This window comes from Aquincola tertiaricarbonis, assembly GCF_000969605.1.
Taxonomy (GTDB): Bacteria; Pseudomonadota; Gammaproteobacteria; order Burkholderiales; family Burkholderiaceae_C; genus Aquincola; species Aquincola tertiaricarbonis.
Map to the genome: position 1 here is coordinate 206,767 of NZ_JZUE01000002.1, position 26,917 is coordinate 233,683.

Here is a 26,917-nt window from a genome sequence, read left to right on the forward strand (position 1 = left end):
ACCACGATGTACGCCGTCAACGTCAGAGACCATTTCATGATCGCCCACAGCTTCCAGGGCGAAGTCTTCGGGCCGGCGCAGCGCCTGCACGGCGCGACGTACGTCGTCGACCTGCAACTGCAGCGCGACACGCTGGATGTCGACGGCGTCGTCGTCGACATTGGCCTGGCGACGCAGGTGCTGCGCGAAGAACTGGCGCGGTTGAACTTCCGCAACCTGGACGAACTGCCCGAGTTCGCCGGCCGCAACACCACCACGGAATTCCTCGCGCGTGCGATCTTCGACCGCATCGCCGCGCGCATTGCCGCTGGCGCCCTCGGCCCGCATGCGCTGCCCGGCGCCGGCGATGGCGGCCTGACGGGGATGCGCGTCACCCTGAATGAATCGCACGTGGCCTGGGCTGCCTACGAAGGCGCCCTGCCGGCGGCCTGAGCCGGTCGCGATGGCGCCGGTCCGCGCGTTCACCTTTCTCGTTCCCGGCGACTGGCACACCCCCACCGGTGGCTTCCGCTACGACCGCCGGCTGGCCGAAGCGCTGATCGCCGCGGGCTGGGCGGTCGACGTGCGCCGGCTCGACGGCCCCTGGCCCGAGCCCGACCGCGCCACGCTGGCGCACGCGGCGGCCACCGTGGCCGACCTCGCCGACGGCACGCTGGTGCTGGCCGACGGCCTGGCCTTCGGCGTGCTGGGCAGCGTGGTCGCGGCGCACGCTGCACGACTGCGCTGGGTGGCGTTGGTCCACCATCCGCTGCACCTGGAGACCGGCCTGCCGCCGGCGCTACGCGAGCGCCTGCTGGCGCAGGAGACCCGGGCGCTGTCGTTCGCGCGCCAGGTCATCGTCACCAGCCCGCGCACCGCGCGTGATGTCGTGGCGATGGGCGTGCCCCCGCCTTGCATCGCGGTCGTCGAACCGGGCATCGATGCGGCATCGACGAGCGTGGCAGCCCGTCGCGGGCCTTCGCCGCCAGCCGGGGCACGGGCCACTGCCGCCGCCACCGCGCACGGTGCGCGCCTGTTGTGCGTGGCCACCCTCACGCCTCGCAAGGGGCATGCGCTGCTCCTGCAGGCCCTGGCTGGGCTGCCGGAGCTGCGCTGGGAACTGCACTGCGTGGGCAGCCTGACGCGCGACCCGACCACCGCAGCGCAATTGCAGGCGCTGACGTCCGAGCCGCCGCTGGCCGGGCGCGTGACCTGGCACGGCGAGGTCGACGACGCCGCGCTGCACGGCCACTATTCGGCAGCGGACCTGGTGGTGCTGGCCTCGCTGCACGAAGGCTACGGCATGGCCGTGGCCGAAGCGCTGGCAGCGGGCCGGCCGGTGCTGGCCAGCGACGCCGGCGCCCTGGCGCAGACCGTGCCGCCGCAGGCCGGCTGGTGCGTGCCGGCGGGCGATGTGCCGGCGCTGCGGGCTGCGCTCCAGGCGCTGATCTGCGATACCGCGTTGCGCCAGCGCCTGGCCGCTGGCGCGCGTGAAGCCGGCGCCCGCTTGCCCAGCTGGCCGACGCAGGCTAAGCGCGTCGGGGCCGTGCTGGCGGCCGTGATGGCCTTTCCGCCGTGAGCCGCCGGCCTGCGCCCGACGCCGGTTTCAGCGCCAGCTGGTTGCAGCAGCGCGAGCCCTTCGACGCCCTGGCCCGCCGTGCCGCTGCACCGCGGCTGCAGCTGCAGGCCCGGCTGGCCGGCCGCCGGCCGCCTGGCGGCGCAGCATTCCGGATCATCGACCTGGCCTGCGGCACGGGCTCGAACCTGCGCTGGCTGGCGCCCATGATCGGCGGCAGCCAGCAATGGCTGGTGGTGGACCACGATGCCGCCCTGCTGCAGCACTGGCCGCAGGCCCTGGCCGGCCGGCGCACCGAGCCACACGCGGTGGAGGTCGCGTACGGCGAGGGCCCGGCGCCCGACGGCATGGGCGATTTCCAGGGCCGGATCCTGCAGCTGACGGGCGACGGCTTCCAGGCCGCGGTGGTCCGGCAGCGGCTGGACCTCGCCCAGTCCCTGGCCGACCTGCCCTGGCGGGCGGCCATGCTGGTCACCGCCTCGGCGCTGCTCGACCTGGTCAGCGCCGCCTGGCTGCAGCAGCTGGTGGCGGCCGCGACCGAGGCCCGGGTGGCGCTGCTGATGGCGCTCAGCGTCGACGGTCGGCATGCCTGGTCACCTGCCGACCCGGACGACGCCGCCGTTGCGGCCTTGTTCGCCGCCCACCAGCATCGCGACAAGGGTTTCGGCGGCCCAGCGCTGGGTGCCGCCGCGGCACCGGCGCTGGTCGAGGCACTGCGGGTTGGCGGCTACCAGGTCCACAGCGCGCGCAGCGACTGGCGGCTGGATGGACGCGAGGGCGGCGCAGCATTGGCGATGCAGCAGGCGATGGTCGATGGCCTGGGCGCCGCCGCGCTGGAACAGGCGCCCGCCGCGTCGGCCCGCATCAGGCGCTGGCAGCAGCGGCGCCATGCGCTGGCCCCACGCAGCGTGCTGCAGGTGGGCCACCTGGACGTGCTGGCGCTGCCGCCGCGATGAGCGCCGGCTCCTGCCGGCTCAGGCCGGCGTCTGCGCGCCGGCCGTCATGCCTGCATCGGCGGGGCGCAGCGACAGGTCCCAGAGCATGTCGTCGCCCAGCGGCAGCCGTCGCGCGACGGGCCGCAGGCAGTCGGCCATGCGCGCCGGGCTGGGCAGCTGCAGCCCGCGCCGGCCCGTGCCGATGATCACCGGCGCGATCACCAGGTGCAGACGGTCCAGCAAGCCGGCCTGCAGGCAGCGTGACACGGTGACGCCGCCACCTTCGACCAGCAGGACGCGCAAGCCCCGCCTGGCCAGCGCCCGGAACGCCCGCGCCAGATCGGGGCCCCGGGCGGGACCGTCGGCATCGAGCAGACCGTCCACCGGCAGCACCTGCGAACTGCGCGGCGCGGCGGGGTGGGTATCTCCGGCGGCCCCGGCGTCCCCCGCGCCGTGCAGGCGGGCGCGGGCGCTCTCGGCATGGCGGCTGTCACACAGCCACAGCACGGGCGTGAGGCCGTCGTGCAGCAAGCGCGCTCGGCCATCGAGCGAAGCCGCCGGGTCGAACACCACCCGCACAGGGTTCGGCCCGGGCACGCGCCGGGTGGTGAGCTGCGGGTCGTCGGCAGCCACCGTTCCGGCACCCACCAGCACCGCATCGCACAAGGCCCGCAGCCGGTGCAGGTGCAACAGGCTCGCTGCGCCGGTGACGAAGTACGAGTCGCCGCTGGCCGTCGCCACGCAGCCGTCCAGGCTTTGCCCCAGCTGCGCCAGGGCCCAAGGCAGGCCGTCGGCCCGAGCCGGCGCATGGCGGGCCTCCAGCAAGGGCCGGTACAGCGCCAGCCAGGCGGCCTGCTCGGCGCTGCGGGGCCGCGCCAGACACGCAGCCGCAGCGCGGCCGGAGGGGGCTGCGCGCGCTTCGAGCAGCTCCTCCCACAGCGCCGCCCATGTGGCCGGCACGGCGGCGCCTGGCTCGCCATCCGCACTGGCGTCCAACCTGAGATTCGCAGGGACGTTCAACTCGTCATCCACAGTGACGGCCGCCGCAGCAACCGGATCCAACACGCGGGTACCGCATCATCGCAGCGCGCGGATCGCCTGACGCCTGCGCGGATGCTCCCGACTTGCTAAGGTGCCCACGATGACCCCAGGCTCGACATTGCCAGCACGCACGGCGGCCGCACGCCAGACCACCCCTGCTCCAGCCCCCATGGATCACGAGCGCGAAGCTGCCGCGATCCGTGTCCTGCGGGCCTGCGGCGAGTTGCGCCACGGGCGCCCGCTGGCGCTGTCCAGTGGGTCGGGCCACCTGCTTGCCGCCGCTGTCGAGACGCTCGACGAAGCGCTGCTGCACAGCCTGCAGCAGGCCGGGGCCCCGCTGCAACTGGTGCTGAGCGCAGAACGTCTGCAGGCCTTGGCCGTGTTTGGCGGAACGGCCGAACCGGTCATCCAGGCCTGGGTGCAGCCGCCCGGCGTGGGCCTGCAGCCGCTGCAGCGGCTGGCGGCCGTGTGCGCCGGCACTGTCGACTCCGACCTGCTGCGCCAGCCGCAGCCGCTGCATGCCGCCGAACCCGCCGCCCTGGCGGCCCTGAGCCTGTGCAAGAGTGCGCGGCTGCTGCCAGCCTTGCTGCTGGTCGCCCTGCCAAGCCCTGCCCCGGCGTCGCTGGCCGCCGCGCAGGTGCTGCATTTCGACCCGGCCGACGTCGGACGGGCACTGCCGGGCCAAGCCCCCCGGCTGAGACGCGTCAGCGACGCCCATGTGCCGCTGGCGGCAGAAGAAGACTGCACGCTGGTGCTGTTCCGCGATATCGATGCGGATGTCGAGCACGTGGCGATCGTCGTCGGCCAACCACCGGTCGGTGTGCCCGTGCCGGTGCGCCTGCACTCGGCCTGTCTCACCGGCGACCTGCTGGGCAGCCTGCGTTGCGACTGCGGCCCGCAGCTGCAGCGCGCCGTGGCGCAGCTGGCCGGGACGGGCGGCGTGCTGCTCTACCTGGCCCAGGAAGGCCGGGGCCTGGGCCTGGCCAACAAGTTGCGGGCCTACCGGCTGCAGGACGCCGGGCTGGACACGCTGCAGGCCGACCGTCACCTGGGATTCCGCGAGGACGAACGCGACTTCGCCGCAGCGGCCGTGATGTTGAAGGCCCTGGGCCACCCGCGCATCCAGCTGCTGACCAACAACCCGCAGAAGATCGAGGCGCTGCGCTGCCACGGCATCGAGGTGGTCGACCGCCTGCCGTTGCCGGCGCCGATGAACAGCCACAACGAACGCTACATGCGGACCAAGCAGCAGGCCGGTCACCTGGGCGACGACTGAGTCAGGCCACAGGGCCCGCGCTGGCTGCGGGCGGGTCCATGGTCTCGACCTCGGCCAGCAGCTGTACCAGCCGGCCGGCCATGTGCTGCAGCAGCAGTGCGCCTTTTTCCGGCGTGGCTGCCGTGGCGTCGCCGCACACGCCATCGCGGTTGATGTCCTGCGTCATCCAGCCGATGCCCACCGGCTTCTCGACCCCCAGCAAGCCACCACGCTGCGCCAGCACACTGCCCAGGCTGGGGAAACGCGCCAGCCGGTCCATGCGCACCAGGTCGGGCCGCAGGTGCATGACCAGGGAGGTCTCGACCGCACCACCATGCAGGCCGTGTGCGAGTTCGTCCGCGCTGAACAGGCCCGGCGGCACGGCCGGCACGCCGAAGGAGAAGCTGTGGGCCCGCACCACCAGCAGGCCATGCGCCACCCGCAGCCGCAGCGCCGCCAGGTCCACGTGCGCACGCTGCCCGCCATGGCTGTTGAAGATCACCAGCTTGTTCACGCCGGCCCGCGCCACGCAGCGGCCCACGGCCAGCCACAGGCCGAGCAGGTCATCCAGTTCGGCGCTGAGGGTGCCCGGGAAGGCGGTGTGCTCCAGGCTGTCGCCGATGGTCAGTGCCGGCAGCACCAGCACCGAAGCCGTGGCCGGAAGGCGGCGCAGTGCTTCGCTCACCACGCCCTCGTTGATGAGCGCGTCGGTGGCCAATGGCAGGTGCGGGCCATGCTGTTCGATCGCCGCCACCGGCAGCAGCGCTATCGTGCGCGCGGGATCGACGCGGGCGAAGTCGGTGGTCGCCAGCTCTTGCCAATAGCCGCTGGGCAGGCAGTCGCCGGGTGGCAAAGGTCTGGCAGGCTGGTTCATCGCCATGTGCTCGTGGTGCAGGGATCGTAGAGGCCGGCCGGAGTGTCGTTCCTGGGCGGCGCGCCCGTCCAGCGGCTGCAGTGCCGTTGGATGCATTTCCCTGCTCTTCCACGCCGTCGGGCCGCAGCACCGCTTGACGCCACTATCGGCTTTGTCCTACTGACAACATGTTGTCAATTTAGGGAACATGTCGGCCATGCGCTCCGCCCCCACCAATCCCCTGCGAGACCTGGTGATCGAGGTCTTCCAGGCCAACGGCCTGTTGATCGACACCGGTAACGGCCTGGTGCGCGACGTGGGCCTCACTTCCGCGCTATGGCAGGTGCTGGCCGCACTGGGATATGCACCCGTGCCGCTGCCGGTGGCCCACATTGCCCGCGCGATGGGCTTGACGCGCCAGGCGGTGCAGCGGGTGGTGCACGTGCTGGCCGAGCGGGGCTTCGTTGAACTGCAACCCAACCCGCAGCACCGCCGCGCGCCGCTGGTGGTGCTCACGGAACAAGGCAGCCAGGCCCTCGCCGCGGCCGAGGCGGCCGAAGCCCCGATGAGCCGGCAGCTGGTCGAGCGCATCGGCGTGAGACGTGTTGCCGCTGCCACTGCGGTGCTGCGTGAACTCAACGCCTTGCTGCAGCAGGGCCTGGTCAGCGCCGCCGACGCCGACGACCCCGATTCCTCCACTCCCTGAGCCTTTGTCATGAATGCTGTTGCCGATACATCCTGGGATGCCGACGTGATCGTCGTCGGCGGTGGCCCCGTCGGGCTGTCGACAGCCTTCGCGCTGGCGCACCACGGCGTGCAGGTGCGCCTGCTCGAGCAGCGGCGCCAGGTGCTGCCCCACTCGCGCGCCAACAACCTGTGGGCCCGGCCGCAGGAGCTGCTGCATGCCATCGGTCTGCGCAACGCGCTGGCGGCACAGGCCTACCGGATCCGCGAAGTGAACACGCTGGTGCTGGGCGAGCCGGTGGACCCGGTGCGCATCGCCGACGTGGACAGCCCGTTCCCGGAGGTGCTGTACAGCGGCCAGGACGTGATCGAGACGACGCTGGCCGAGCAGCTGCAGGCCCGCGGGGTGACGGTCGAGCGAGGGCGCCGGCTGGTGGGCTTCGAGCAGGACGACGACGGCGTCACGCTGACCGTGGCCGAGGTCGACCCCGACGACGAGGAGCGCACGGTGGGCCAGCCGCAGACCTTGCACTGCCGCTACCTGGTGGCGGCGGATGGCGGCGACAGCCTGGTGCGCCGCCAGCTCGGCCTGGACTTCGAACCCGAGCGGCTACCGCATGTGATGAACCGCCAGGTGGACGCCAAGCTCAGCTGGCGACGTGCCACCGACTTCGACAAGCTCTGGTTCTTCTACTACCGCAAGGGCTTCTGCGGCGTGCTGCCGGTGTGGGGCGGCCATCACCGCCTCTTCTTCCTGGCCGACGACGAAGGCGTGCCCGAGCGCGATCCCACGCTGGAAGAGATGCAGGCCCTGGCGCGTGAAGTGACCGGCGACGAGACGCTGACGCTGACCGACCCCGTCTGGCTCACCCACAGCCGCTTCCAGCATGGCGTAGCGGCGCACTATGCGCAGGGCCGCGTGCTGCTGGCGGGCGACGCAGGCCACCGCAACCTGCCCAACGGTGGCCAGGGCATGAATGCCGGACTGCACGATGCAGTGGCCGCGGCCTGGCGGCTGGCCATGGTGCTGCAGGGTCGCGCGCAGCCCGTCGTGCTCGACTCTTATGACGCCGAACGCGGCGGCGAGCACCGGGCGCTGGACGCGCGCCAGCGCCGCGGCTTCCACAACAGCGTGTACCGCGGCCGCCTGAGCGATGCGGCCATGAGCCTGGCGGCCAAGGCAGTGCCCACCATCAGCACGATGATCCAGGGCACCGACGACTGGCAACAGCTGGCAGTGGCCTACCCCGACAGTCCGCTGAGCGAAGACCGGCTCACCAACGGCCTGCGCCAGCTGGTGGGCAGCGATGCGGTAAGGGCCGGTGCGCGCGCACCGGACGCCCCGGTGATCGCGGCCGACGGCCGCAGCACCCGCCTGTTCGACCACTTGTACAACCCCGACGGCTGGACCTGCGGCTGGGCGCTGCTGGCCTTCGATGGTCGTGACGACACCGCGTTGCCCGTGCTGCAGCAGGCCTGCCGCGCCGTGCAGGCCTGGCCCTGGGTGCGACCGCGCCTGGTGCTGAGCGCGGCCACGCCCGCGGGCGACGAAGCGGCGGTGCTGCTGAACGACCTGGACGGCGTGGCCCATGCGGCCTATGGCCTGGCCGGCCAGCCACCTGCGCTGGTGCTGGTGCGGCCCGATGGGCACATCGCGTTCCGTGCGCCGGCGGCAGAGCCGGCATCCTTGTTGGCGTACTGCACAAGGGTCTTCAAGACGGGTGGCGGTAGCGCAGGTTGAGCAGCACATAGCAGATCATCGTCGCCGTCAGGCCCACCAGCATGCCCTCGAGCCCCAGCGGCAGCACCAGAACCAGTGCAGTCAGGGCGAACACCGCCATCGTGTTGGTCAGCAGGTAGGGCCGCAGTTCCGGCACCTCCTGGTAGTAGCCATATTGCTTGCCTAGGAAGAACAGCACGGTGCCGACGGCGGCGAGCAGACGGAAGTCATGCGCGTCGAGCCCGCCCAGGATCGCATGCCGGATCAGCGAGGCCTGGATCGCCAGCCCGACGAACAGCAGGAAGTGCGAGTAGAGGATCGAGTGTCCCGTCGTCAACTTGCGTCGCTCGAGCAGGTGGAAGCTGTCGTAGTAGATCCACCAGATCGCCGACACCATGACGAATCCGCTGATGGCGGCGATGACGTTGAAGCGGTTCCAGGTGATGCCCGCCAGGGCCGCCGAAATGCTGATCACCGATTCGCCGAGCATGATGATGGTCAGCAGGCCGACGCGCTCGACCAGGTGCGCCGTGTGCGCGGGCACCGCATGCAGGCGGCGGTCGAGCACCACCAGGGCCGCCATGTCGAACAGGATGCCGGCATAGAAGACGCCGTAGCTCCAGGGCGGATCGAGCAGGACCGAAGACAGGCTGATCGCCGCGCCGATGGCGAACACGGCGCCCACCGTCGTCGCCATGCCGCCCCGGTCGTGGTGCTTGCGCCTGGAGACGAAGTACATCCCCGCCACGATCAGCCGCGCGCCACAGTAGCAGGCGACGGCCAGCGTGTACGTGCCGGCATCCTGGGTGGCGTCCGACACCTGCGCGGAAATGACGACCAGCAGAAACATCATCAGCAGCGTCGACAGCCGGTGTTGGCGGCTGTCGGTGTCGAAGCGATTGGCGTAGATCGTGTGGCCCGCCCAGATCCACCACACCGGCAGGAACATCAGCACGAAGTGCAGGAACTGCTGCGCCGTGATGTGGCCGTCGTGCGCTTCCGCAAGGATCTCGCCGACGTCGCGCAGGGCGACGACGAAGATCAGGTCGAAGAACAGCTCCAGCCAGGTCGCGTGCCGGTGCTGGTCGAAATATCGCAAGTCTTTCACGCAGCCATCGTAGGTTTGGGAGCCCGGCCGTGTGCGTGTCGAGGCCCTCCTTGGCGCTTGTCCGACGTTCGGCCCCCAGGTTCGCCGCAAGCGCGTGCCATGAACAGCAGGAATTGGCGCGCGGGCGCGCTGCACGAACGCTCCGGCACGCAGGCCGATTCACGTGGGGCGCACGATCCCCAGCTTCTGGAGCCTGTACTGGAGCGAACTGCGCTTCATGCCGAGCCTGGCGGCCGCGCCAGTCGGTCCGGCGATCACCCAATGGCATCCTTCGAGCACTTGCAGGATGTGCTGTCGCTGTGCGCCCGCCAGACTGTTGTCCACGGCCGGGACCGCGCCGCGCGACTTCAGCGCATCGGCGGGAACGTGCAAGGTGGAGCCGTGGGTGAGGATCACGCAGCGCTCGATGATGTTCGACAACTCGCGGACGTTGCCCGGCCACGCATAGCGGCACAGGGCCGCGAGCCCTCCCGGTTCCATCGCCGTGATCGAGCGGTTGTTCGCGCGCGCATGCACTTGCAGGAAATGCCGCGCCAGCAGCGGGATGTCCTCGCCCCGCTCGCGCAGCGGGGGGATCTCGATGGGGAAGACGTTCAGGCGGTAGTAGAGGTCCTCACGGAAGGTGCGGGCCTCGACCATCTGCCCCAGGTCGCGATTGGACGCGGCGATCAGCCGCACATCGATGCGCCGGGTGCGGCTGCTGCCGACCCGCTCGAACTCACGTTCCTGCAGCACGCGCAGGAGCTTGGCTTGCAGATCGAGCGGGATCTCGCCCACTTCGTCGAGGAAGAACGTGCCCCGATCAGCCAGCTCGAAGCGGCCGATGCGCCGTGCGACGGCGCCGGTGAATGCGCCTCTTTCGTGCCCGAAGACTTCAGCTTCCAGCAGGCCGGCCGGAATGGCGGCGCAATCCAGCCGAACGAAGGGCTGCTGGCTTCGGTGGCTCAGGCGGTGAATCGCACGTGCGATCAGCTCCTTGCCCGTGCCGGTCTAGCCCTGGATGAGAACGCAGGCGTTGGTGGGCGCGACCTCCTCGACGAGCTTCAGCGCCTGCGCGAGCGGCGCGCTGGCGCCGATGATCTCGCCCCAGTGCTGCTCGCTTTCCTGGCGCAGGTAGGTGCTGTGGGCCTCCGCGGCCTCTGCGCGCTGCTTGGCCGCCACCACCTGCGCCCGCTGCAACTCCACCACGGCCTGGTTGACGGCAACCTGCAGCAGCAGCAGGTCGGTGTCGGCAGGAAAGCCCGGACGCCTGGAGCCGGCGAGCACGAACCCGCCGCCCTCCTTCAAACCCAGCGACAGGCAGGTGACGTTGAGTTCCCCCGCGCCGAAGGGATTCGGCACGACATGACACTCGGCGGCCTGCTGGGTGCGCAGCCAAGGCTCGACGGCCACGCCGATCTCATGCACGCGGCGGTCCGCGTCCGCATAGCGGTCGCTGCGCGCCAGCTCCCGGATCGCGCCGCCCGATCCGTCGTCCAGGCGCGAATAGACGAGGTCGAGATTCAGCATGCGCGCGAGCATGTCCAGCACCTCGCGCATCACCCAGTCCGGCCCTTTGCCGGACCACAGGGCAGGCGCAGCAACAAGGCTGAGCAGCCCGTTGAAGCAGTCCTGCAGCCTGCGGGTTTCAGGGGAGGATGAGGTCATGAAGATGCCATGCTGGCACCCGTGGGACGCACGGGTTGGTGCGTTCGCGGGGGTAGAGCGAAACGCCGGGATCGACAAGACCTCGGATGCGAAAAGCTGCTGTTCTCCCCCTGAGCGTACGCTAAACAGGGACTGCCGCCCTAAGGAGGCGGCCATCTGCGCAGCCGGCGCTTCAACCTGGACGCCCTGCCGGCGGTCATCCAGCAGGCGCTTTTGTCCGGTCGAGGGCGCAGGCGATCGGCGCGTCGCAGGCCACCGTCTCCCTCGCCTGGAGCCTGAACGCCCGCGGCGTGAAGCCGGCGTACCGGTGGAACACGCCGGTGAAGTGGCCCTGGGTGCGAAAGCCCACGTTGGCTGCCACGTCAATAAGCGCGGTGTCGGTCCCGGTCAGCAGCGCCTTCGCCCGCTCGACGCGTTGCATGAGGACGTACAGGTGGGGCGATTGGCCAGTCGACTGCTTGAACATGCGCGCGAAGTGAAACGGGCTCAGCTGCACCGCCGCGGCCAGCTGTTCGACCCGGATCGTCTCGCCCAAATGCTCGCAGATGTGGTTGTGGACACAGCGCAGCTTGTGGGGCGCGAGTCCGCCCAAGGCTGCGGCTGTCGTGCTTCTCAGGACCGCGTACTTCCGGGCAACGTGCACCGCGAGGACCATGGCCAGCGACTCCATGTAGCGCGCATCCGGCAGACGCCGTGCGCGGACATCGCGTTCGGCGGCGTCGCCCACTTCGCGGATCAAGGGGTCGGCGGTCGCGTGCGGCTCCACGAGTGCCGTGTCGTCGCCCCCGAGCGCACGCGCCACCTGGTGGAAGAAAGGCGCCGCGATGCTCAGGACGAGCGTGTTGGTCCCTGGCCGGTCGGCCAGCGTATGCGGCAGTGCAGGCGGGACGACCGACACCAGCGGAGCGCGCAGGAAGGTCGTGCGGTCACGCCCCTGTCCGACCCGGTAGGTGGCGGACAGGTTGGCGGTGTCCGTCGGCACGAGGATGTCGACCGAGTCGCGCAGGCGCGCGCCGCCGAGGTCCGCGGCGCCGAGGTAGGCGATGCGCATCGCCGGACCGGGTGATCGCGCGCTCGCGTGGGCTTGCGATGCGTTGTCGCCTGCAATGCTGGCTTCTTCGAACATCACGATCCTCGTGGTTTCAGGTCTGCGCCGGCCATCGAAGCGACGGCCGGGCCCTGGTCGACAAGCGCATGTCCCGTGCCGGCGTGCGAAGGCGGTGAAGCGGCATCGCGGGTCTGGCGATTTGGCTTGGCGGACAAGGAGTTGCGGTGCACAGGTGCGGTGGCGCACGAGCCTGCCGGCACGCTGCACTGCCGGAGGGCCGTCATGCGCGACGGCCATTCGGCAGCCACGCGCCGGATGTCCTGGCCCGCAGCCGGCCAGGACCGAACACCCCGCCGCGAAAGACTCCAGTGCCCGCGCCTTTCGCATCAGGGTTTGTCAACACATGTCCAGCACCCGATGCACGAAGGCCACCGCCATGGCGCCCTCGCCCACTGCGGATGCACAGCGGCGCACCGCGCCGTGGCGGACGTCGCCGGCGGCGAACACGCCAGGGATGTTGGTCTCGAGGAAGTAGGGCTCGCGGTCCAGCGGCCAGTGCGGCGGCCGCGCGCCGTCGCACAGCAGGTCGCGGCCGGTCAGCAGGTAGCTGGCTTCGTCGCGCGCCATGCCGATGGCGCCGGCGCACTGGGTCTGCGGATCGCCGCCGGTGCAGACGAACAGCCAGCGCGTCGGCACGCGGCGCTCCGTGCCGCCTCAGGCGCTCAACGCGGCGGCACGAGCGCGTCGTCGACTTCGACATCGTCCGGCTCCAGCTCGGCGGCGGCGGGCTCGTCGCCCTGCACGTCGGACAGCAGCGGCAGCACCTCGGTGCCGATCTCCTCGAGCACCTCGGACGCTGGCCGTGTGCCGTACTTGACGTTGAGGATGACGTGGTTGACGCCGACGACGCGCAGCGCGTCGAGGAAGCGCAGCAGGAAGTGCCACCCCGCCCGGAAGCCGAGGTGGATGGGCTTGGGCGGCAGGTCCGGATCGTCGGCAAGGTCGACGTACAGCGATTGCACGAAGGGCTTGAAGGCGCCCGGGCTGGCGGCCTGGACGTCACCGCGCCAGCGCGCCGCCGCCGCGGCCTGCAGCTCGATGCCGCGGGGATAGGTGACCCAGCCATCGGCATGCGCAGCGATCCACGGCAGCGGCTGCCCGCTGTTGCCGGTGACGAACATCGGCAGGCGCCCGAGCGGCTTGGGCACGAGGTCGGCGTGCCCGGTGAGCACACCGGCCGTCGAATCCAAGCTGGGGTATTCGCGCTCCAGCACGTCGCGGATCACGCCGAAGTACTCGCGGAACAGGGCGGCACGCTGCTCGATGTCGACGCCGAAGGCCGGAAACTCCACCGGCCGGTCGCCGGAAGCCACGCCGAGCACCAGCCGGCCGCCCGACAGCTGGTCGACCGAGGCCGCCGCCTTGGCCACATGCAGCGGATGCCGCAAGGGCAGCACGATGGAGCCGGTGGCCAGCGCAATCGTTCGTGTGTGCGCCGCCATCCAGCCGAGGTAGACCCACGGGTCGTGGACCTGGCCGAGGTCACCGAAGCTCGGATCGCGCAGCGGCACGTCACGCACCCACAGGGCGGCGTAGCCAAGGGCCTCGGCGCGCTGCGCCAGTCGCTCCTGGTCGCGCATCGAGGGCTCGTCGCCCTTGAAGGTTTCGATGGGGAAGAAGATGCCGACCGTGAGGCGGCCTGCACGGAACATGCGACGAAAGCCTGGCGCGTCGTCGACGCGTGCAACCGGATTGACTTTCAGCATGCACGCTCTCCTGTTGGATCGGGTCCAGCGTAGGCAGCGCAACGGCGCCGGTATTCCCGATTGCTGCTCAAGCTGCCCCAGGCCTGCGACAGGTCTCGACACGGCACCGACTTCCGATACCGCAGGCCTGTGGCATGGCAGCGCAGGTCCTTGCAAGACTGCGGTGGCGCGCGGCCCTAGTCTTCACTCGACGACAACGCATCGCCCGCCCTCGCCCGCCGCGGTCGGCTGCGACCTCATCCAAGCGGGCCCTGAGAAGGAACCGATCATGACCATCGCCACCACACTGCGCTCGGATGCCGAGATCCAGTCCGAGGTGCTGAGCGAGCTGAAGTGGGAGCCGCGCGTGCAGGCGCCGGAGATCGGCGTGGCCGTGAAGGACGGCGTCGTGACGCTGACCGGCTGGGTCGACTCCTACACCAAGCGCTGGGGTGCCGAAGAGGCCGCACACCGGGTGCGTGGTGTCAAGGCGGTCGCCAACGACATCGAGGTCCGCCTGAGCACGGGCGGCGAGCGGCCCGACCCCGAGATCGCCGCGGCCGCGGTGCGCGCCCTGCAATGGGATGCACTGCTGGTGCCGGAGAAGATCGATGTGACCGTCTCCAAGGGCTGGATCACGCTCAAGGGCACGGTCGACTGGCAGTACAAGAAGTACGAGGCCGAGCGTGCCGTGCGCAGCCTGGCCGGCGTGAAGGGCGTCAGCAACCTGATCGACGTCAAGCCCAAGGCACACCCCGACGAGATCAGGAAGCAGGTCGAGCAGGCGCTGGTGCGCAGCGCGCAGACCGACGCCGGGCGCATCAGCGTCGAGGTCGACGGCGGCAAGGTCACGCTGAAGGGCACGGTGCGAGCCTGGACCGAGCGCCAGGAGGCCGAACGCGCCGCCTGGCGGGCACCCGGGGTCGTGTCGGTCGACAACCGCATCACCATCGGCGCCTGAAGGAGCACACCATGAGCGACCTGATCGTGGTGAGCTTCCAGAGCGAGGACACGGCCGACCAGGCCCTCAACAAGCTGCAGGCACTGCAGAAGGAATATGTCGTCGAACTCGAGGATGCCGTGGTCGTCGTGCGCGACCACGGCGGCAAGGTGCACCTGAAGCAGGCGGTGAACCTGGCCGGCATCGGCGCGGCCAGCGGCGCCGCCTGGGGCGGGCTGTTCGGCGTGCTGGTGGGCGTGTTGTTCCTCAATCCGCTGATCGGGTTCGCGGCCGGGGTGGCGGTCGGCGCGGGCACCGGTGCGCTGTCGGCCGCACTGGCCGACTACAGCATCGATGACGACTTCATCAAGCGCATGGCCACCGAGTTCTCCCCGGGCACCTCCGGTCTCTTCATCCTCGCCCGGCGGATGAACTTCGACAAGGTGCTGCCGGAGTTGAAGTCGTTCGGCGGCAAGGTGCTGAAGACCTCCCTGTCCAACGAGGAGGAAGCGCAGCTGCGGCAGGCGCTCGAAGGCCTGTCCGCCGCGCCGGCCTGACGATGGCGGCGCACCGAGGAGCCGGGCCATGGATCTTGCGCATGCGCCACTGTCCACGCTGCTCGCTGCAAGGACGGCACTGCCGAAGGTGAAGGACACGCGCGACGGCGCGAGCCTGCAAGTGCCCGTCACGGTCGCCAAGGGCTGACCGCGGGCGGACCCAAGAGACCCACCACAGAAGGAGCCTCACATGGCCAAGTGCGAAATCTGCGGCCGCCCGGCGACCGCCCAGGTCACGATGCGGCAGAACGGCCGCACCGAACAGATCGCGCTGTGCGACGAGCACTACCAAGAGGCGATGGGGCAAAACCGCATGCCCGCCTCGCCACTCGAGTCGCTGTTCGGCGGCGGCCTGTTCAAGCAGTTCCTTGGCAGCGACCGGCCCGGCATGTTCGACCAGGCCGGCGGCACGGTGCGGCGCCTGCCGCAGCGCCGGCAGCGCTCGCGCGAAGCCGTGGACCTGCAGTCCTTCCTGAACCAGGCCGCGCTGGACCGCCTGCAGGCCGCGGCCGAGAAGGCCGTGGAGTCCGGCCGCGACGAGGTGGACACCGAGCACCTGCTGCACGCACTCGCCGGCCACGAGGTGGTGCAGGAGATCCTGCGCGATTTCAAGCTGGACGCCGCGGATTTGAAGCAGCAGATCGACGAGAACGCGCCGCGCGGCGAGTACCGGCCCGCCAAGGGCGAGTCTCCGCGCATCGGCGTCTCGCCGCGCGCAAAGAGCGCGCTCGAGAACGCGCTGGTCGCCTCGCGGGAGCTGGGCCACAGCTACGTCGGGCCCGAGCACCTGCTCATCGGCCTCGTCGAGGAGGAGGACGGCTTCGCGGGGGACGCGCTGCGCAAGCTCGGGCTCACGCGCGAGGCCCTGCGCCAGAAGACGGTGAAGGTGGTCGGCAAGGGCGCGGAAGAGGGCAAGGTGTCCAGGCGCATCGGCACGCCCAACCTCGACAAGCACGCGCGCGACCTGACCGAGCTCGCACGTCAGGGCAAGCTCGACCCGGTCATCGGTCGCGCCAAGGAGATCGAGACGACGATCGAGGTGCTGGCGCGACGCAAGAAGAACAACCCGGTCCTGATCGGCGAACCCGGCGTCGGCAAGACGGCCATCGTCGAGGGCCTGGCGCAGCGCATCGTCAACGAGCAGGTGCCGGAGGTGCTGCGCGGCAAGCGGCTGGTGGAGCTGAACATCAACAGCATGGTCGCGGGCTCCAAGTACCGCGGGGAGTTCGAGGAACGCGTCAAGCAGATGCTCGACGAGGTCATCGCCAACCAGGACGAGCTGATCCTCTTCATCGACGAGCTGCACACCATCGTCGGCGCCGGGCAAGGCGGCGGCGAAGGGGGGCTCGACATCGCCAACACCTTCAAGCCGGCGCTGGCGCGCGGGGAGCTGCACCTGATCGGCGCCACCACGCTGAACGAATACCAGAAGCACATCGAGAAGGACGCTGCGCTGGAGCGCCGCTTCCAGCCCGTGAACGTGCCCCAGCCCAGCGTGGACGAAACCGTTGAGATCCTGCGCGGCCTGCGAGACCGCTTCGAGGCCCACCACAAGGTGAAGATCACCGAGGAGGCGATCTCGGCGGCGGCGAAGCTGGCCGACCGCTACATCACCCAACGCTTCATGCCGGACAAGGCCATCGACCTGGTTGACCAGGCTGCGGCGCGGGTTCGCATCCGCGCCAGCTCGCGGCCGAAGGCCATGCATGACATCGAAGAGGGCATCCGCCGCCTGCGCCAGGAGCAGGACGCGGCCGGCGCGGCGCGCCAGTACGACAAGGCCAAGGAGCTCGAGGGTCGGGCCAAGACCGAGCAGAAGCGGCTCGACGACGAGACCACGAAGTGGAAGAAGCAGCGTGGCACCAGCTCCGAGGTGGTGACCGCCCAGGAGGTGGCCGAGATCGTGGCCTCGCTCAGCGGCATCCCGGTGTCCGAGCTGACCTCCGCGGACCGCGAGAAGCTGCTGCACCTGGAAGACCGGCTGCGCGAGCGCGTGGTCGGCCAGGAGGAGGCCGTGCACGCGGTCTCGCAGGCGGTGCGCCTGGCCCGCGCCGGGCTGCAGGAAGCCGGCAAGCCGACCGCAACATTCCTGTTCCTCGGGCCGACCGGGGTCGGCAAGACCGAGCTCGCGAAGGCGCTGGCGGCCACCGTGTTCGGCAGCGAGGAGGCGCTCGTGCGCATCGACATGAGCGAATACGCGGAGCGCCACACGGTGGCCCGGCTGGTGGGCGCGCCGCCCGGGTACGTGGGCTACGAGGAAGGCGGGCAACTCACCGAACGCGTTCGCCGGCGTCCCTACTGCGTGGTGCTGCTCGACGAGATCGAGAAGGCACACGGCGAGGTGCACAACATCCTGCTGCAGCTCTTCGACGAAGGCCGGCTGACCGACGGCAAGGGACGCGTGGTCGACTTCACGAACACCGTCATCATCGCCACCAGCAACCTCGGCTCCGAGGTGATCCAGCGCAACCTGACGGCCAAGGACCGCGACCTGCTCGACTATCCCGCACTGCGCGACCGCCTGATGGAGATGCTGCGCCACCATTTCCGCCCCGAGTTCCTGAACCGGGTCGACGAGGTGGTGGTGTTCCATGCACTGGGCCGCGAGCAGATCCGCTCCATCGTGGAACTGCAGCTGCAGCGGGTGGCGCGGACGGCGGAACAGCAGGACCTGCGCCTGAGCTTCGACAAGTCGCTGGTCGATCACCTGGCCGAGATCGGCTACGACCCCGAGTTCGGCGCGCGCATGCTCAAGCGCAAGGTGCGCAGCGAGGTCGAATCCAGGCTGGCCACCGTGCTGCTCAACGGCGACCTGCAGCCGGGGGCCGATGCCACGCTGTCCTACGACCCTGCCACTCAGGAAGTGCGCATCGTCCAGGAGGTCGAACACAAGGCCGCGGCGTGAGCCTTTCTGACCGCTGCGGCGTTCGATGATGACGGTTCCAGGCGGTCATGAAGGCGCGCACGGCGCGAGGCCACCTTCGCGTCGGTCTTCGCCGGCATCGAGGCCGCGTCGCAGCACGTGCTGGTTGGATGCGCGCCCCTTCACTGCGGCAATTTCGACGCCAGCACGTCGATCTTTTCGATGACCGGCGCTTGCGAAAACAGCTCGGGCGCCTTCGCGAACAGCGCCGCGGCCACCTGGCCCGACAAATGGGCCTGGCGGCCGGCATCGTCCGGGAAGGCGTCGAAGATGCCGAAGGTGGAGGGCCCGATGCGCAGGCCGAACCAGGCGATCGTCGCGGGCTCTTGCTGCACGATCGGCAAACCGCCGCGCAGGAAGTCTTCGACCTCCTGTTCCTTGCCAGGCTTGGCCTCCATGCGCACGAACAGGGCAACGTTGACCATGGTTATCCTTTCGATGGCGGTGATGCAAGCGCCGATGCTGCAGGGAGAAACCATAGCTGCCCAGGGCGAACGCGTCTTCCCTATTCCGGCGGCGCGCTGTCGAGTCCTTGCGCCTGCAGCCGCCATGCGTTCAGCCCACCCCCGCTGGCGACGCACGGCTGCCCCACCGGCCCGGCACGCATGCACGTTGGCGATGCAGGCCTTGTCGCACCATCGGGTCAGTTCCCGAGCCGCCTGTCCCGCCATGCAGGCAGGCGCCACTCAGGCCCTACCTGGCTTCTTTCGCACGCGCCTGTTGCAGCAGCCAGTCGTGCAGCGCCAGGGCCGCCGGCCGCCGCCGTGCCGCCGCGGACATCACGAGCGAGTAGCCGTGTTCCATCGACCACTGGCCTTCGAACGGCGCGACCAGGGCCTTGCTTCGCAGCAGCCGGTCGGTGATCGGCCGCCGGCCCAACACCACGCCTTGGCCGGCCACGGCGGCGGCGATGGCGGTGTCGTAGGTGTTGAACGTCAGCAGTGCGGCGGGCTCCAGGTGGGCGGCATTCACCGCTGTCAGCCAGCTGGCCCATTCCGAAGGGATGCCGTGCCCGGCAGAAGCACTGCCGATCTGCAGCAATGTGTGGTGCCGCAGGTCGGCGGGGGACTTCAACGGCGCCCCCGTGCGCTTGAGCAGCGCCGGCGCGCACATCGGGACCAGCACCTCGTCGAACAGCGGTGTGCCGGCCAGGGCGCCGCTGCGCCCATAGCGAATGGCAAGGTCGTAGCCGTCGCGCTCCATCGAACGCACGTCGTGCGAGGCGTCGATGCGCACGTCGACGCCCGGATGCGCTTGCGTGAAGCTGGCCAGGCGCGGGATCAACCAGAGCGATGCCAACCCCGGCGTGGTGGTGATCGTCAGCACCTCACGGCCGTGCGGCTGGCGCAATTGAGCCACCGTGGTCTCCAGCACGCCCAGCGCCTGGGCCACCGCCGCGGCAAGGCGGCGGCCGTCGTCGGTCAGGTCGAGTGCGCGGTGTCGGCGCACGAAGAGCGCCAGTCCCAGCTCGGCCTCCAGCGCCGCAATCTGCCGGCTCACCGCCGACTGCGTGAGAAACAACTCCCCGGCCGCCCGCGTGAAGGAGCGCTGGCGTGCTGCAGCGTCGAAGACCTTCAGGCGATCCAGCGAAGGCAGGCGTTGGTTTGCCATGCGTTGGAGGAATGCAAGCACTTCCAAAAGATCGTTTGAGCGGCACGACCAGTCGATGGACCATGGCACTCAACCGGAGCCCATGCTCCCATGCGAACGGAGAATGCCATGAACAGCGCCCCGATGACCAGCCATCGCCTTGGCCGCGGCGATTGTCTTCATGTGGCGGCGCAGCCCGTGCGCGTGCTTGCCGACCAGGGCACGCTGTGGGTGACGCAGGACGGCGTGCCAGCGGACATGGAGGTGGACGCCGGCAGCGAGCGGGACTTCCAGTGCCACGGTGGGCTGACGATCGGAACCTTTGGCGGTGAGGCGGCGCTGCGGCTGCTGCCCTTGCCCGAGCACGACGCCGCCACGGCGCTGCGCAGGCTGCGGCGCTGGCTGGGCATCGTCCACCGCAAGGTGCAGCCATGAACGCGATGTCCTTGCCTGCGCGCCGTCAGCGCTTGATCAGCTGGCCTGCGATGGACTGTGTCCAACCGACTGGCGGCTGCGGCGACTCCTGGCAGCGGAGCCGCTACCGCGAGCGCGTGCTGCTGCGCGATGGCCGAAGCGTGCTGCTGCGCCCGGCACACCATCGCGATGCTGCGTTGCTGCAGCGCTTCGTCGCGGAACTCTCGCCGCGCTCACGGCTGCTGCGCTTCCACGGCGTGGTGAACGGCCTGTCGGACGCGATGGCACGCACCTTGTCGACACAGGTCGCCTCACGGCACGTGGCGCTGGTGGCGCTGGCCGACGGCCCGGACGGACTGCCTGAGCTGTGCGCCGAAGCGCGCTACGCGGTCAGCGCAGATCTCCGAAGCGACGAGGCCGAGGTGGGTGTCGCCGTTGCCGACGACTGGCAGCACATGGGCCTCGGCCACACGCTGCTGACCCGCCTGGCCATGCACGCCCGTGCCAACGGACTGCTGGTGCTGCGCGGCTACGTCATGGCCGGCAACGAGCCCATCCTGGCACTGTTGCGGGCACTGGGAGACGAACCCCGCGGTCATGCGGCGGAGATCCGCGCAACCATCACCCGGTAGACGCCAGGCATCGGCCGTGCCCGGGCAGGCCATCAGCGCGTGAACGTGCTCGGTGCGGCCTGCTGGCGGTGGCCACCGAGGAGCGCACGCCGGTGCTGCGCCTGGACAGGTCCGCGCGATCTTGTGCGCGAGCACCCAACGGTGGTGACCGCGTCGCTGTCAGAAGGCGCTCTTGACGACACCCCCGTCCACGCGCAGGGCCGCGCCCGTCGTGGCGGAAGCCAGTGGGCTGGCCACATAGGCCACGAGCGAGGCAACCTCCTGCGGCGTGGCGAAACGCTGGATGAGCGAGGTGGGGCGCACATGCTCGAAAAACTCCGCCTCGACCTGCTGGGGGCTCTTCTCGCTGGACCGTGCCATGCCGTCGACGAAGTCACCGACGCCACGCGATCGTGTCGGTCCCGGAAGCACGCTGTTGACGGTGATGCCTGTGCCCGCCACGGATTCCGCCAGCCCGCGCGACACCGCAAGTTGCGCGGTCTTCGTCATCCCGTAGTGAATCATCTCCGTCGGAATCTGCACCGCGCTCTCGCTGGAGATGAAGATGATGCGCCCCCAGTTGGCCCGCTTCATCGCGGGGAGCACGAGGCGCGCCAGGCGCACCCCGCTCAGCACGTTGACATCGAAGAAGCGCCGCCAGTCATCATCGGGAATGTCCTCGAACGGCTTGGCTTCAAAGATGCCGAGGTTGTTGACGAGGATGTCGATGCCCGCGTGGCGTCGCACGAGTTCCTCGGCTGCCTCGGCGCGGCTGAGGTCCCCTGCAAAGCCGTCGACCGTTCCCTCGGTCTCCGTGCGGATGCGGTTGACCGCCTCATCCACCGCAGCCTGCGTCCGGCCGTTGACGATCACGGTCGCGCCCTCCCGCGCCAGCGTGTGCGCGATCGCAAAGCCGATACCCGCCGTGCTGCCTGTCACCAGGGCCACCTTGTCAGTCAGTTGCAGGTCCATGTCGCGATTCCTCCTCGATCTGTCGGCTGCAGCTTAGTGCCGATCTCATCAGCCATGCGCCACTGTGGCCATGCCACGCAATGACGGAGGAGACAGGCAGTGGGGCCGTGGCGCAGGAGCGCCGCCTACAGGTGGAACACGTAGGTCAGTTCTTCACACCACTCGCCCTTGTACTGTTCGAAGCGCGTGCCGGCAAGACTGAAACCGGCACTCAGAAGCAAGCGCCGGCATGGCTGGTTGCGGGTGTCAGTGCCTGCGCGAACAGTGAGCCGATGATCCAGGCTCCGCAAGAGCGTGGTGCAGGACTGCAGGGCTCGAAGCGCATGTCCCCTGCCCTGGGCCGCCTGCGACAGCGTGATGCCAAGTTCGACCGTCCGTGCGTCGTCGGACAGGTGCAAGCCAAGGTCACCGAGAAGCACGTCGGTGCTCGACTGAGCCACCGCCAACTGCGTCCACTGACCAGGCATCAAGCAGCTGGCCGCACTCATGTCGCTCAGGAATCGCCGAGCTTGGTCCTCGTCCATGGGCGCCCAACCCTGGAATCTGGCGAGTTCGCCATCGCTGCGGTAGGCATGGAAGGCGCGCAGATCCGAGGGGTCGAGACGCCGAAGGGTCGTTTCACCGTTGACGGACGGCAGCACGGATGTCAAGGAAAGCATAGGCGACTGCGCGCGCGGAACGTGATGCTGAGTGGGCTCATGCCGTCCGATCGTGAGCGTCCTGCGCCGGCCGCTCAACGTGCAGTGGCAGCGAGGTACCTGACCGTCACCACGACCGGCTCCTCGGGAACACCGTGGGACGATCTTGGCTCATTCCCACTCGATCGTCGCCGGCGGCTTGCTGCTCACGTCGTAGGTCACCCGGTTGATGCCGCGCACCTCGTTGATGATGCGGCCCGACACCTTCTTCAGCAGGCCGTAGGGCAGCTCGGCCCAGTCGGCGGTCATGAAGTCGCTGGTCTGCACTGCGCGCAACGCCACCACGTAGTCGTAGGTGCGGCCGTCGCCCATCACGCCCACGCTCTTGACCGGCAGGAACACGGTGAAGGCCTGGCTGGTCAGGTCGTACCAGCTCTTGCCGGTGGCCTCGTCCTTCCAGTTGCGCAGCTCCTCGATGAAGATGGCGTCGGCCCGGCGCAGCAGGTCGGCGTATTCCTTCTTCACCTCGCCCAGGATGCGCACGCCCAGGCCGGGGCCGGGGAACGGATGGCGGTACACCATCTCGGGCGGCAGGCCCAGGGCCACGCCCAGCTCGCGCACCTCGTCCTTGAACAGGTCGCGCAGCGGCTCCAGCAGCTTCAGGCCCAGCTGCTCGGGCAGGCCGCCCACGTTGTGGTGGCTCTTGATGGTCACGGCCTTCTTGGTCTTGGCGCCGCCCGACTCGATCACGTCGGGGTAGATGGTGCCCTGTGCCAGCCACTTGGCCCCCTTGGCGCCTGCGCCCACCAGCTTGGCCGCCTCCTGCTTGAACACGGTGACGAACTCGCTGCCGATGATCTTGCGCTTGGCCTCGGGGTCGCTCACGCCGGCCAGCTTGCCCAGGAACAGCTCGCTCGCATCCACGCGGATGACCTTGGCATGCAGCTGGCCGACGAACATGTCCATCACCATGTCGCCTTCGTTCAGCCGCAGCAGGCCGTGGTCGACGAACACGCAGGTCAGCTGGTCGCCGATGGCACGGTGGATCAACGCCGCGGCCACGCTGCTGTCGACGCCGCCGGACAGGCCCAGGATCACTTCCTCGTCGCCCACCTGCGCGCGGATCGACGCCACGGCTTCGGCGATGTGGTCCTTCATCACCCAGTCCGGCTGGGCCTTGGCAATGTTCAGCACGAAGCGCTCGAGCAGCGCCTTGCCCTGCACCGTGTGGGTCACCTCCGGATGGAACTGCACCGCGTAGTAGCCGCGCGCCTCGTCGGCCATGCCGGCGATCGGGCAGCTGGGCGTGCTGGCCATCAGCTTGAAGCCCGGCGGCAGCGCGGTGACCTTGTCGCCGTGGCTCATCCACACCTTGAGCATGCCGTGGCCCTCGGCCGTGGCGAAGTCCTGCAGGCCGTCGAGCAGCTTCGTGTGGCCATGGGCGCGCACCTCGGCATAGCCGAACTCGCGGTGGTCGCTGGCTTCCACCTGGCCGCCCTGCTGCACCGCCATCGTGAACATGCCGTAGCAGATGCCCAGCACCGGCACGCCCAGGTCCCACACGGCCTGCGGCGCGCGCAACTCATGCTCCTCATAGGTGCTGGCATGGCTGCCGGACAGGATGATGCCCTTGGGCGCGAACTCGCGGATGAAGGCATCGCTGACGTCGTTCGGGTGGATCTCGCAATACACATGCGCCTCGCGGATGCGCCGGGCGATGAGCTGCGTGACCTGGGAGCCGAAGTCGAGGATGAGGATCTTGTCGTGCATGGTCGGATGCCAGTCAGGGATGTACGTCGGCGGCCGCGGGCGGGCCCGCGGTGGCAGATGCGGAGGAACGGAAATCGGGGCGCCGGAAATGCCGCCAGGCCAGCAGCGTGGCGATGGCCTGCAGCGCGGCGCAGAAGAAGAAGGGTGCGCCGATGCGCCAGTCGCCCGGCGCCAGGTGCGACACGAAGCCCAGCAGCGCGGCGCCGATCACCGGCGCGGCCACGGCCATGATGCTGCTGATGCCGGCCAGCGCACCCATGGCCCTGCCCTGCATGTCGGCGCTCGCGGCGTTGGACACGATGCTCTGCAGCGCCGCCGTGACCGCATAGCCCAGCACGTTGACGATGATGAACACGTACATCACCCAGCCCTCGGTGGCCAGCGCCCAGCCCAGGTAACACAGCCCGGCCGACAGCAGCCCCAGCAGTGCCAGCCGCTCGGCCGCGAAGCGCTTGAGCAGCGCACGCATCAGCCCGCCCTGCACGATGAACATCATCACGCCGATGGCGAACAGCGACCAGCCGTTCTCGCGCGGCCCCCAGCCGAACTTGAAGGCGGTGTACAGCACCCAGGTGGAATGCAGCATCAGCTGCGCCAGCGTGGCGAAGGCGATGGCAATCACCAGCGGGCCGATGCCTTCCAGCCGCGTGAGCCCGCGCAGCGCCGACACCGGGTTGGCCTTGCGCCATTCGAACGGGCTGCGCTTGTCCGCCGGCAGCGATTCGGGCAGCACGAACAGGCCGTACAGCAGGTTCAGCAGTGCCAGGCTGCCGGCCACGTAGAACGGCAGGTGCAGGTCGATGCTGCCGAGCAGCCCGCCCATCACCGGCCCGAGCACGAAGCCCAGGCCGAACATCGCGCCCAGCAGCGCGAAGCGGCGTGCGCGGTCCTCGGGCGGGGTGATGTCGGCCACATAGGCATTGGCCACGGCGGCATTGGCCTGCAGCGCACCGCTGACCAGCCGCACGGCGATCAGCATCCAGAGCGCATTGGCCAGGCCGGTGACGAAGAAGCTGAGCGCCAGGCCGGTGAAGCCCAGCAGCAGCACCGGCCGCCGGCCGTAGCGGTCGGACAGCGCGCCCAGCACCGGCGCGCCGAAGAAGTTGGCGATGCCGAAGGCAAAGGACACGGCACCGAACCAGAAGGCCTGGTCGGCCTGGCTGCCGGTGAAGCTGCCCACCAGCGGCGCCAACACCGGGATGATCAGGCCGATCGACACCATGTCGATCAGCACGGTGATCAAGATGAAAGGCATGGCGGCCCCCCGCCGGGCGGGTACGCCCGACGGCCCGCCAAGAGGGCGCGGGCCGGCTGGGGGCGGCCCGGCGCTCGGCATGCCGGGCGGCGTGCCCGGCTTGCGAGCGTCGGCGTCCATGGTCATTCCGCGCGGTAGTTCGGCGCTTCCTTGGTGATCTGCACGTCGTGCACGTGGCTCTCGCGGATGCCGGCGGTGCTGATCTCGACGAACTCGGCCTTGCTCTGCATCTCGTCGATGGTGGCGCAGCCGCAGTAGTGCATGGAGGCGCGCAGGCCGCCGGCCATCTGGAAGATGATGCCCACCACCGAGCCCTTGTACGGGACCTGGCCCTCGATGCCTTCCGGCACCAGCTTGGTGGTGTTGGGGTTGCTGGTGGCGCCTTCCTGGAAGTAGCGGTCGGCCGAGCCCTGCTGCATCGCGCCGATGGAGCCCATGCCGCGGTAGCTCTTGTAGCTGCGGCCCTGGTACAGGATGACCTCGCCCGGCGCCTCCTCGGTGCCGGCAAAGGCGCTGCCCATCATCACGGTGCTGGCGCCGGCGGCGATGGCCTTGGCCAGGTCGCCCGAGTAGCGCACGCCGCCGTCGGCGATCAGCGGCACGCCGGTGCCCTTGAGCGCGGTGGCCACGCCGTCGATGGCCATGATCTGCGGCACGCCCACGCCGGTGACGATGCGGGTAGTGCAGATGGAGCCGGGGCCGATGCCGACCTTGACTGCATCGGCGCCGGCTTCCACCAGCGCCAGCGCGGCGCCACCGGTGGCGATGTTGCCGCCGATCACGTCCACGCCCGGGTAGTTCTTCTTGACCCAGCGCACGCGGTCGATCACGCCGGCGCTGTGGCCGTGCGCGGTGTCCACCACCAGCACGTCAACGCCGGCCTTGACCAGCAGTTCCACGCGCTCCTCGGTGCCGTCGCCCACGCCCACCGCTGCGCCCACGCGCAGCTTGCCCTGCGCATCACGCGCGGCATTCGGGAAGGTCGTCTGCTTGGTGATGTCCTTGACGGTCATCAGGCCGCGCAGCTCGAAGCCCTCGCCCACCACCACCACGCGCTCCAGCTTGTGCTGGTGCATCAGTGCCTTGGCCTCGGCCAGCGAGGCGCCTTCCTTGACGGTGATGAGCTTGTCCTGCGGCGTCATGATCTGGCGCGCCGGCACGTCCATGCGGGTCTCGAAGCGCAGGTCGCGGTTGGTGACGATGCCCACCACCGTCTTGCCCTGCACCACCGGAAAGCCCGACACGCCATGCTGCTCCGACAGCGCGATGACTTCGCGCACCGTCATGTCGGGGCCGATCGTGATGGGGTCGCGCAGCACGCCGGATTCATAGCGCTTGACGCGCGCCACCTCGGCCGCCTGCTGCTTGGCCGTGAGGTTCTTGTGCACGATGCCGATGCCGCCTTCCTGGGCCAGCGCGATGGCCAGCCGGGCTTCGGTGACGGTGTCCATCGCAGCGGACACCAGCGGCAGGTTCAGCGCGATGTTGCGGGACAGCTTGGTCGAGAGGCTCGTGTCGCGGGGCAGGACCTGCGAGAACGCTGGCACCAACAACACGTCGTCGAAGGTGAGGGCTTTGCCAAGAAGGCGCATGAGAAAGCTCCAGTCGCAAAGCGCGATTATAGGGAGGCTCGCGGCATCGTCCTGTTGCACCCCA

At 69.7% G+C, this 26,917-nt stretch carries 26 protein-coding genes and 1 pseudogene; 11 read left to right on the plus strand and 16 right to left on the minus strand.

Annotated elements, in window-relative coordinates; translation table 11 throughout:
- Nucleotides 1-6 precede the first annotated feature (6 nt).
- The 3 genes from VO99_RS03215 to VO99_RS03225 are packed head-to-tail and all read left to right on the plus strand — an operon-like array spanning nucleotide 7 to nucleotide 2,511.
- Entirely contained in the window at nucleotides 7-432 is a 426-nt protein-coding gene (locus tag VO99_RS03215) for a 6-pyruvoyl trahydropterin synthase family protein (protein ID WP_046111360.1), read from the plus strand.
- Between the two features lie 10 nt (nucleotides 433-442).
- A complete protein-coding gene (locus VO99_RS03220; RefSeq protein WP_046111361.1) occupies nucleotides 443-1,558 on the plus strand; it encodes a glycosyltransferase family 4 protein in 1,116 nt (371 codons plus the stop codon).
- Entirely contained in the window at nucleotides 1,555-2,511 is a 957-nt protein-coding gene (locus tag VO99_RS03225; protein WP_046111362.1) for a hypothetical protein, read from the plus strand. Before VO99_RS03220 ends, VO99_RS03225 begins: the two co-directional genes overlap by 4 nt.
- Nucleotides 2,512-2,529: 18 nt before the next feature.
- On the opposite strand, the gene VO99_RS03230 is transcribed toward VO99_RS03225, so the two are convergent.
- Nucleotides 2,530-3,450 (minus strand): RibD family protein, encoded by a 921-nt coding sequence (locus tag VO99_RS03230; RefSeq protein ID WP_198156855.1) that lies wholly within the window; start codon nucleotides 3,448-3,450, stop codon nucleotides 2,530-2,532.
- A 250-nt stretch (nucleotides 3,451-3,700) separates the two neighbouring features.
- Between VO99_RS03230 and ribA the strand changes: the two genes are divergently transcribed.
- A complete protein-coding gene (gene ribA, locus VO99_RS03235; protein ID WP_046111363.1) occupies nucleotides 3,701-4,807 on the plus strand; it encodes a GTP cyclohydrolase II RibA in 1,107 nt (368 codons plus the stop codon).
- A gap of 1 nt (nucleotide 4,808) precedes the next feature.
- Here the strand turns inward: ribA and VO99_RS03240 are convergent, their stop codons facing one another.
- Nucleotides 4,809-5,660, minus strand: coding sequence for a creatininase family protein (locus tag VO99_RS03240; RefSeq protein ID WP_046111537.1), 852 nt, complete (start codon nucleotides 5,658-5,660; stop codon nucleotides 4,809-4,811).
- 196 nt (nucleotides 5,661-5,856) lie between these two features.
- Between VO99_RS03240 and VO99_RS03245 the strand changes: the two genes are divergently transcribed.
- On the plus strand, nucleotides 5,857-6,345 hold the full coding sequence (locus VO99_RS03245) for a MarR family winged helix-turn-helix transcriptional regulator (protein ID WP_046111538.1): 489 nt from the start codon (nucleotides 5,857-5,859) through the stop codon (nucleotides 6,343-6,345).
- A 9-nt stretch (nucleotides 6,346-6,354) separates the two neighbouring features.
- Nucleotides 6,355-8,064 carry an FAD-dependent oxidoreductase gene (locus VO99_RS03250; protein WP_046111364.1) on the plus strand — a complete coding sequence of 570 codons (1,710 nt, stop codon included), beginning with the start codon at nucleotides 6,355-6,357 and terminating at the stop codon, nucleotides 8,062-8,064.
- Here the strand turns inward: VO99_RS03250 and VO99_RS03255 are convergent.
- The 7 genes and pseudogenes from VO99_RS03255 to VO99_RS03275 all read right to left on the minus strand — a co-directional run bounded on the left by VO99_RS03255 (nucleotide 8,036) and on the right by VO99_RS03275 (nucleotide 13,714).
- Nucleotides 8,036-9,151 carry a low temperature requirement protein A gene (locus tag VO99_RS03255; protein ID WP_046111365.1) on the minus strand — a complete coding sequence of 372 codons (1,116 nt, stop codon included), beginning with the start codon at nucleotides 9,149-9,151 and terminating at the stop codon, nucleotides 8,036-8,038. The two genes, VO99_RS03250 and VO99_RS03255, sit on opposite strands and share 29 nt — an antisense overlap.
- Before the next feature lie 159 nt (nucleotides 9,152-9,310).
- Entirely contained in the window at nucleotides 9,311-9,547 is a 237-nt protein-coding gene (locus VO99_RS31705; protein ID WP_441294006.1) for a helix-turn-helix domain-containing protein, read from the minus strand.
- A pseudogene (locus tag VO99_RS31710) lies at nucleotides 9,527-10,129 on the minus strand (sigma 54-interacting transcriptional regulator); the annotation flags it as partial. The gene VO99_RS31705 and the pseudogene VO99_RS31710, both read right to left, overlap by 21 nt.
- Before the next feature lie 12 nt (nucleotides 10,130-10,141).
- Nucleotides 10,142-10,798: a hypothetical protein gene (locus VO99_RS30745; protein WP_198156856.1), complete on the minus strand. Its 657-nt coding sequence runs from the start codon at nucleotides 10,796-10,798 to the stop codon at nucleotides 10,142-10,144.
- 196 nt (nucleotides 10,799-10,994) lie between these two features.
- Nucleotides 10,995-11,924, minus strand: coding sequence for a helix-turn-helix transcriptional regulator (locus VO99_RS03265; protein WP_198156857.1), 930 nt, complete (start codon nucleotides 11,922-11,924; stop codon nucleotides 10,995-10,997).
- A 318-nt stretch (nucleotides 11,925-12,242) separates the two neighbouring features.
- On the minus strand, nucleotides 12,243-12,542 hold the full coding sequence (locus tag VO99_RS03270; protein WP_046111367.1) for an NAD(P)/FAD-dependent oxidoreductase: 300 nt from the start codon (nucleotides 12,540-12,542) through the stop codon (nucleotides 12,243-12,245).
- A gap of 26 nt (nucleotides 12,543-12,568) precedes the next feature.
- Nucleotides 12,569-13,714 (minus strand): LLM class oxidoreductase, encoded by a 1,146-nt coding sequence (locus VO99_RS03275; protein WP_310733642.1) that lies wholly within the window; start codon nucleotides 13,712-13,714, stop codon nucleotides 12,569-12,571.
- A 166-nt stretch (nucleotides 13,715-13,880) separates the two neighbouring features.
- On the opposite strand from VO99_RS03275, the gene VO99_RS03280 reads away from it, so the two are divergent.
- The 3 genes from VO99_RS03280 (at nucleotide 13,881) to VO99_RS03290 (ending at nucleotide 17,993) form a co-directional block, all read left to right on the plus strand.
- The gene (locus VO99_RS03280) at nucleotides 13,881-14,552 is read left to right on the plus strand and encodes a BON domain-containing protein (protein ID WP_046111369.1); all 672 of its coding nucleotides are present in this window, start codon (nucleotides 13,881-13,883) and stop codon (nucleotides 14,550-14,552) included.
- A gap of 11 nt (nucleotides 14,553-14,563) precedes the next feature.
- Nucleotides 14,564-15,088 (plus strand): DUF1269 domain-containing protein, encoded by a 525-nt coding sequence (locus tag VO99_RS03285; RefSeq protein ID WP_046111370.1) that lies wholly within the window; start codon nucleotides 14,564-14,566, stop codon nucleotides 15,086-15,088.
- Between the two features lie 190 nt (nucleotides 15,089-15,278).
- Nucleotides 15,279-17,993, plus strand: coding sequence for an ATP-dependent Clp protease ATP-binding subunit (locus VO99_RS03290; protein ID WP_046111371.1), 2,715 nt, complete (start codon nucleotides 15,279-15,281; stop codon nucleotides 17,991-17,993).
- Nucleotides 17,994-18,133: 140 nt separating this feature from the next.
- Here the strand turns inward: VO99_RS03290 and VO99_RS03295 are convergent, their stop codons facing one another.
- Nucleotides 18,134-18,436, minus strand: a complete 303-nt coding sequence (locus VO99_RS03295; protein WP_046111372.1) for a putative quinol monooxygenase — start codon at nucleotides 18,434-18,436, stop codon at nucleotides 18,134-18,136.
- A 268-nt stretch (nucleotides 18,437-18,704) separates the two neighbouring features.
- On the minus strand, nucleotides 18,705-19,691 hold the full coding sequence (locus VO99_RS03300; RefSeq protein WP_157039417.1) for a LysR substrate-binding domain-containing protein: 987 nt from the start codon (nucleotides 19,689-19,691) through the stop codon (nucleotides 18,705-18,707).
- A gap of 39 nt (nucleotides 19,692-19,730) precedes the next feature.
- On the opposite strand from VO99_RS03300, the gene VO99_RS03305 reads away from it, so the two are divergent.
- Together VO99_RS03305 and VO99_RS03310 are read left to right on the plus strand one after the other, a co-directional pair.
- Nucleotides 19,731-20,036, plus strand: a complete 306-nt coding sequence (locus VO99_RS03305) for a hypothetical protein (RefSeq protein WP_157039418.1) — start codon at nucleotides 19,731-19,733, stop codon at nucleotides 20,034-20,036.
- Nucleotides 20,033-20,647 carry a GNAT family N-acetyltransferase gene (locus tag VO99_RS03310; protein ID WP_083440328.1) on the plus strand — a complete coding sequence of 205 codons (615 nt, stop codon included), beginning with the start codon at nucleotides 20,033-20,035 and terminating at the stop codon, nucleotides 20,645-20,647. The genes VO99_RS03305 and VO99_RS03310 overlap by 4 nt, the downstream gene beginning before the upstream one ends.
- A 159-nt stretch (nucleotides 20,648-20,806) precedes the next feature.
- Here the strand turns inward: VO99_RS03310 and VO99_RS03315 are convergent, their stop codons facing one another.
- The 5 genes from VO99_RS03315 to guaB all read right to left on the minus strand — a co-directional run bounded on the left by VO99_RS03315 (nucleotide 20,807) and on the right by guaB (nucleotide 26,853).
- Nucleotides 20,807-21,598 (minus strand): SDR family NAD(P)-dependent oxidoreductase, encoded by a 792-nt coding sequence (locus tag VO99_RS03315; protein ID WP_046111376.1) that lies wholly within the window; start codon nucleotides 21,596-21,598, stop codon nucleotides 20,807-20,809.
- Nucleotides 21,599-21,723: 125 nt separating this feature from the next.
- Nucleotides 21,724-22,239, minus strand: a complete 516-nt coding sequence (locus VO99_RS03320; protein WP_232315251.1) for a GNAT family N-acetyltransferase — start codon at nucleotides 22,237-22,239, stop codon at nucleotides 21,724-21,726.
- Between the two features lie 168 nt (nucleotides 22,240-22,407).
- Nucleotides 22,408-24,006, minus strand: a complete 1,599-nt coding sequence (gene guaA, locus VO99_RS03325) for a glutamine-hydrolyzing GMP synthase (protein WP_046111377.1) — start codon at nucleotides 24,004-24,006, stop codon at nucleotides 22,408-22,410.
- A gap of 13 nt (nucleotides 24,007-24,019) precedes the next feature.
- Entirely contained in the window at nucleotides 24,020-25,261 is a 1,242-nt protein-coding gene (locus tag VO99_RS03330) for a tetracycline resistance MFS efflux pump (protein WP_046111378.1), read from the minus strand.
- Nucleotides 25,262-25,383: 122 nt separating this feature from the next.
- Nucleotides 25,384-26,853: an IMP dehydrogenase gene (gene guaB, locus VO99_RS03335; RefSeq protein ID WP_046111379.1), complete on the minus strand. Its 1,470-nt coding sequence runs from the start codon at nucleotides 26,851-26,853 to the stop codon at nucleotides 25,384-25,386.
- Between the last annotated feature and the right edge of the window lie 64 nt (nucleotides 26,854-26,917).

What these genes read in the sequence shown, in the direction of transcription:
- VO99_RS03215 (WP_046111360.1), top strand. Translation starts at nt 7, where the DNA reads ATGTACGCCGTCAACGTCAGAGACCATTTCATGATCGCCCACAGCTTC.
- VO99_RS03220 (WP_046111361.1), top strand. Translation starts at nt 443, where the DNA reads ATGGCGCCGGTCCGCGCGTTCACCTTTCTCGTTCCCGGCGACTGGCAC.
- ribA (WP_046111363.1), top strand. Translation starts at nt 3,701, where the DNA reads ATGGATCACGAGCGCGAAGCTGCCGCGATCCGTGTCCTGCGGGCCTGC.
- VO99_RS03240 (WP_046111537.1), bottom strand. Translation starts at nt 5,660, where the DNA reads ATGAACCAGCCTGCCAGACCTTTGCCACCCGGCGACTGCCTGCCCAGC.
- VO99_RS03245 (WP_046111538.1), top strand. Translation starts at nt 5,857, where the DNA reads ATGCGCTCCGCCCCCACCAATCCCCTGCGAGACCTGGTGATCGAGGTC.
- VO99_RS03250 (WP_046111364.1), top strand. Translation starts at nt 6,355, where the DNA reads ATGAATGCTGTTGCCGATACATCCTGGGATGCCGACGTGATCGTCGTC.
- VO99_RS30745 (WP_198156856.1), bottom strand. Translation starts at nt 10,798, where the DNA reads ATGACCTCATCCTCCCCTGAAACCCGCAGGCTGCAGGACTGCTTCAAC.
- VO99_RS03265 (WP_198156857.1), bottom strand. Translation starts at nt 11,924, where the DNA reads ATGTTCGAAGAAGCCAGCATTGCAGGCGACAACGCATCGCAAGCCCAC.
- VO99_RS03280 (WP_046111369.1), top strand. Translation starts at nt 13,881, where the DNA reads ATGACCATCGCCACCACACTGCGCTCGGATGCCGAGATCCAGTCCGAG.
- VO99_RS03285 (WP_046111370.1), top strand. Translation starts at nt 14,564, where the DNA reads ATGAGCGACCTGATCGTGGTGAGCTTCCAGAGCGAGGACACGGCCGAC.
- VO99_RS03290 (WP_046111371.1), top strand. Translation starts at nt 15,279, where the DNA reads ATGGCCAAGTGCGAAATCTGCGGCCGCCCGGCGACCGCCCAGGTCACG.
- VO99_RS03295 (WP_046111372.1), bottom strand. Translation starts at nt 18,436, where the DNA reads ATGGTCAACGTTGCCCTGTTCGTGCGCATGGAGGCCAAGCCTGGCAAG.
- VO99_RS03305 (WP_157039418.1), top strand. Translation starts at nt 19,731, where the DNA reads ATGAACAGCGCCCCGATGACCAGCCATCGCCTTGGCCGCGGCGATTGT.
- VO99_RS03310 (WP_083440328.1), top strand. Translation starts at nt 20,033, where the DNA reads ATGAACGCGATGTCCTTGCCTGCGCGCCGTCAGCGCTTGATCAGCTGG.
- VO99_RS03315 (WP_046111376.1), bottom strand. Translation starts at nt 21,598, where the DNA reads ATGGACCTGCAACTGACTGACAAGGTGGCCCTGGTGACAGGCAGCACG.
- guaA (WP_046111377.1), bottom strand. Translation starts at nt 24,006, where the DNA reads ATGCACGACAAGATCCTCATCCTCGACTTCGGCTCCCAGGTCACGCAG.
- VO99_RS03330 (WP_046111378.1), bottom strand. Translation starts at nt 25,261, where the DNA reads ATGCCTTTCATCTTGATCACCGTGCTGATCGACATGGTGTCGATCGGC.
- guaB (WP_046111379.1), bottom strand. Translation starts at nt 26,853, where the DNA reads ATGCGCCTTCTTGGCAAAGCCCTCACCTTCGACGACGTGTTGTTGGTG.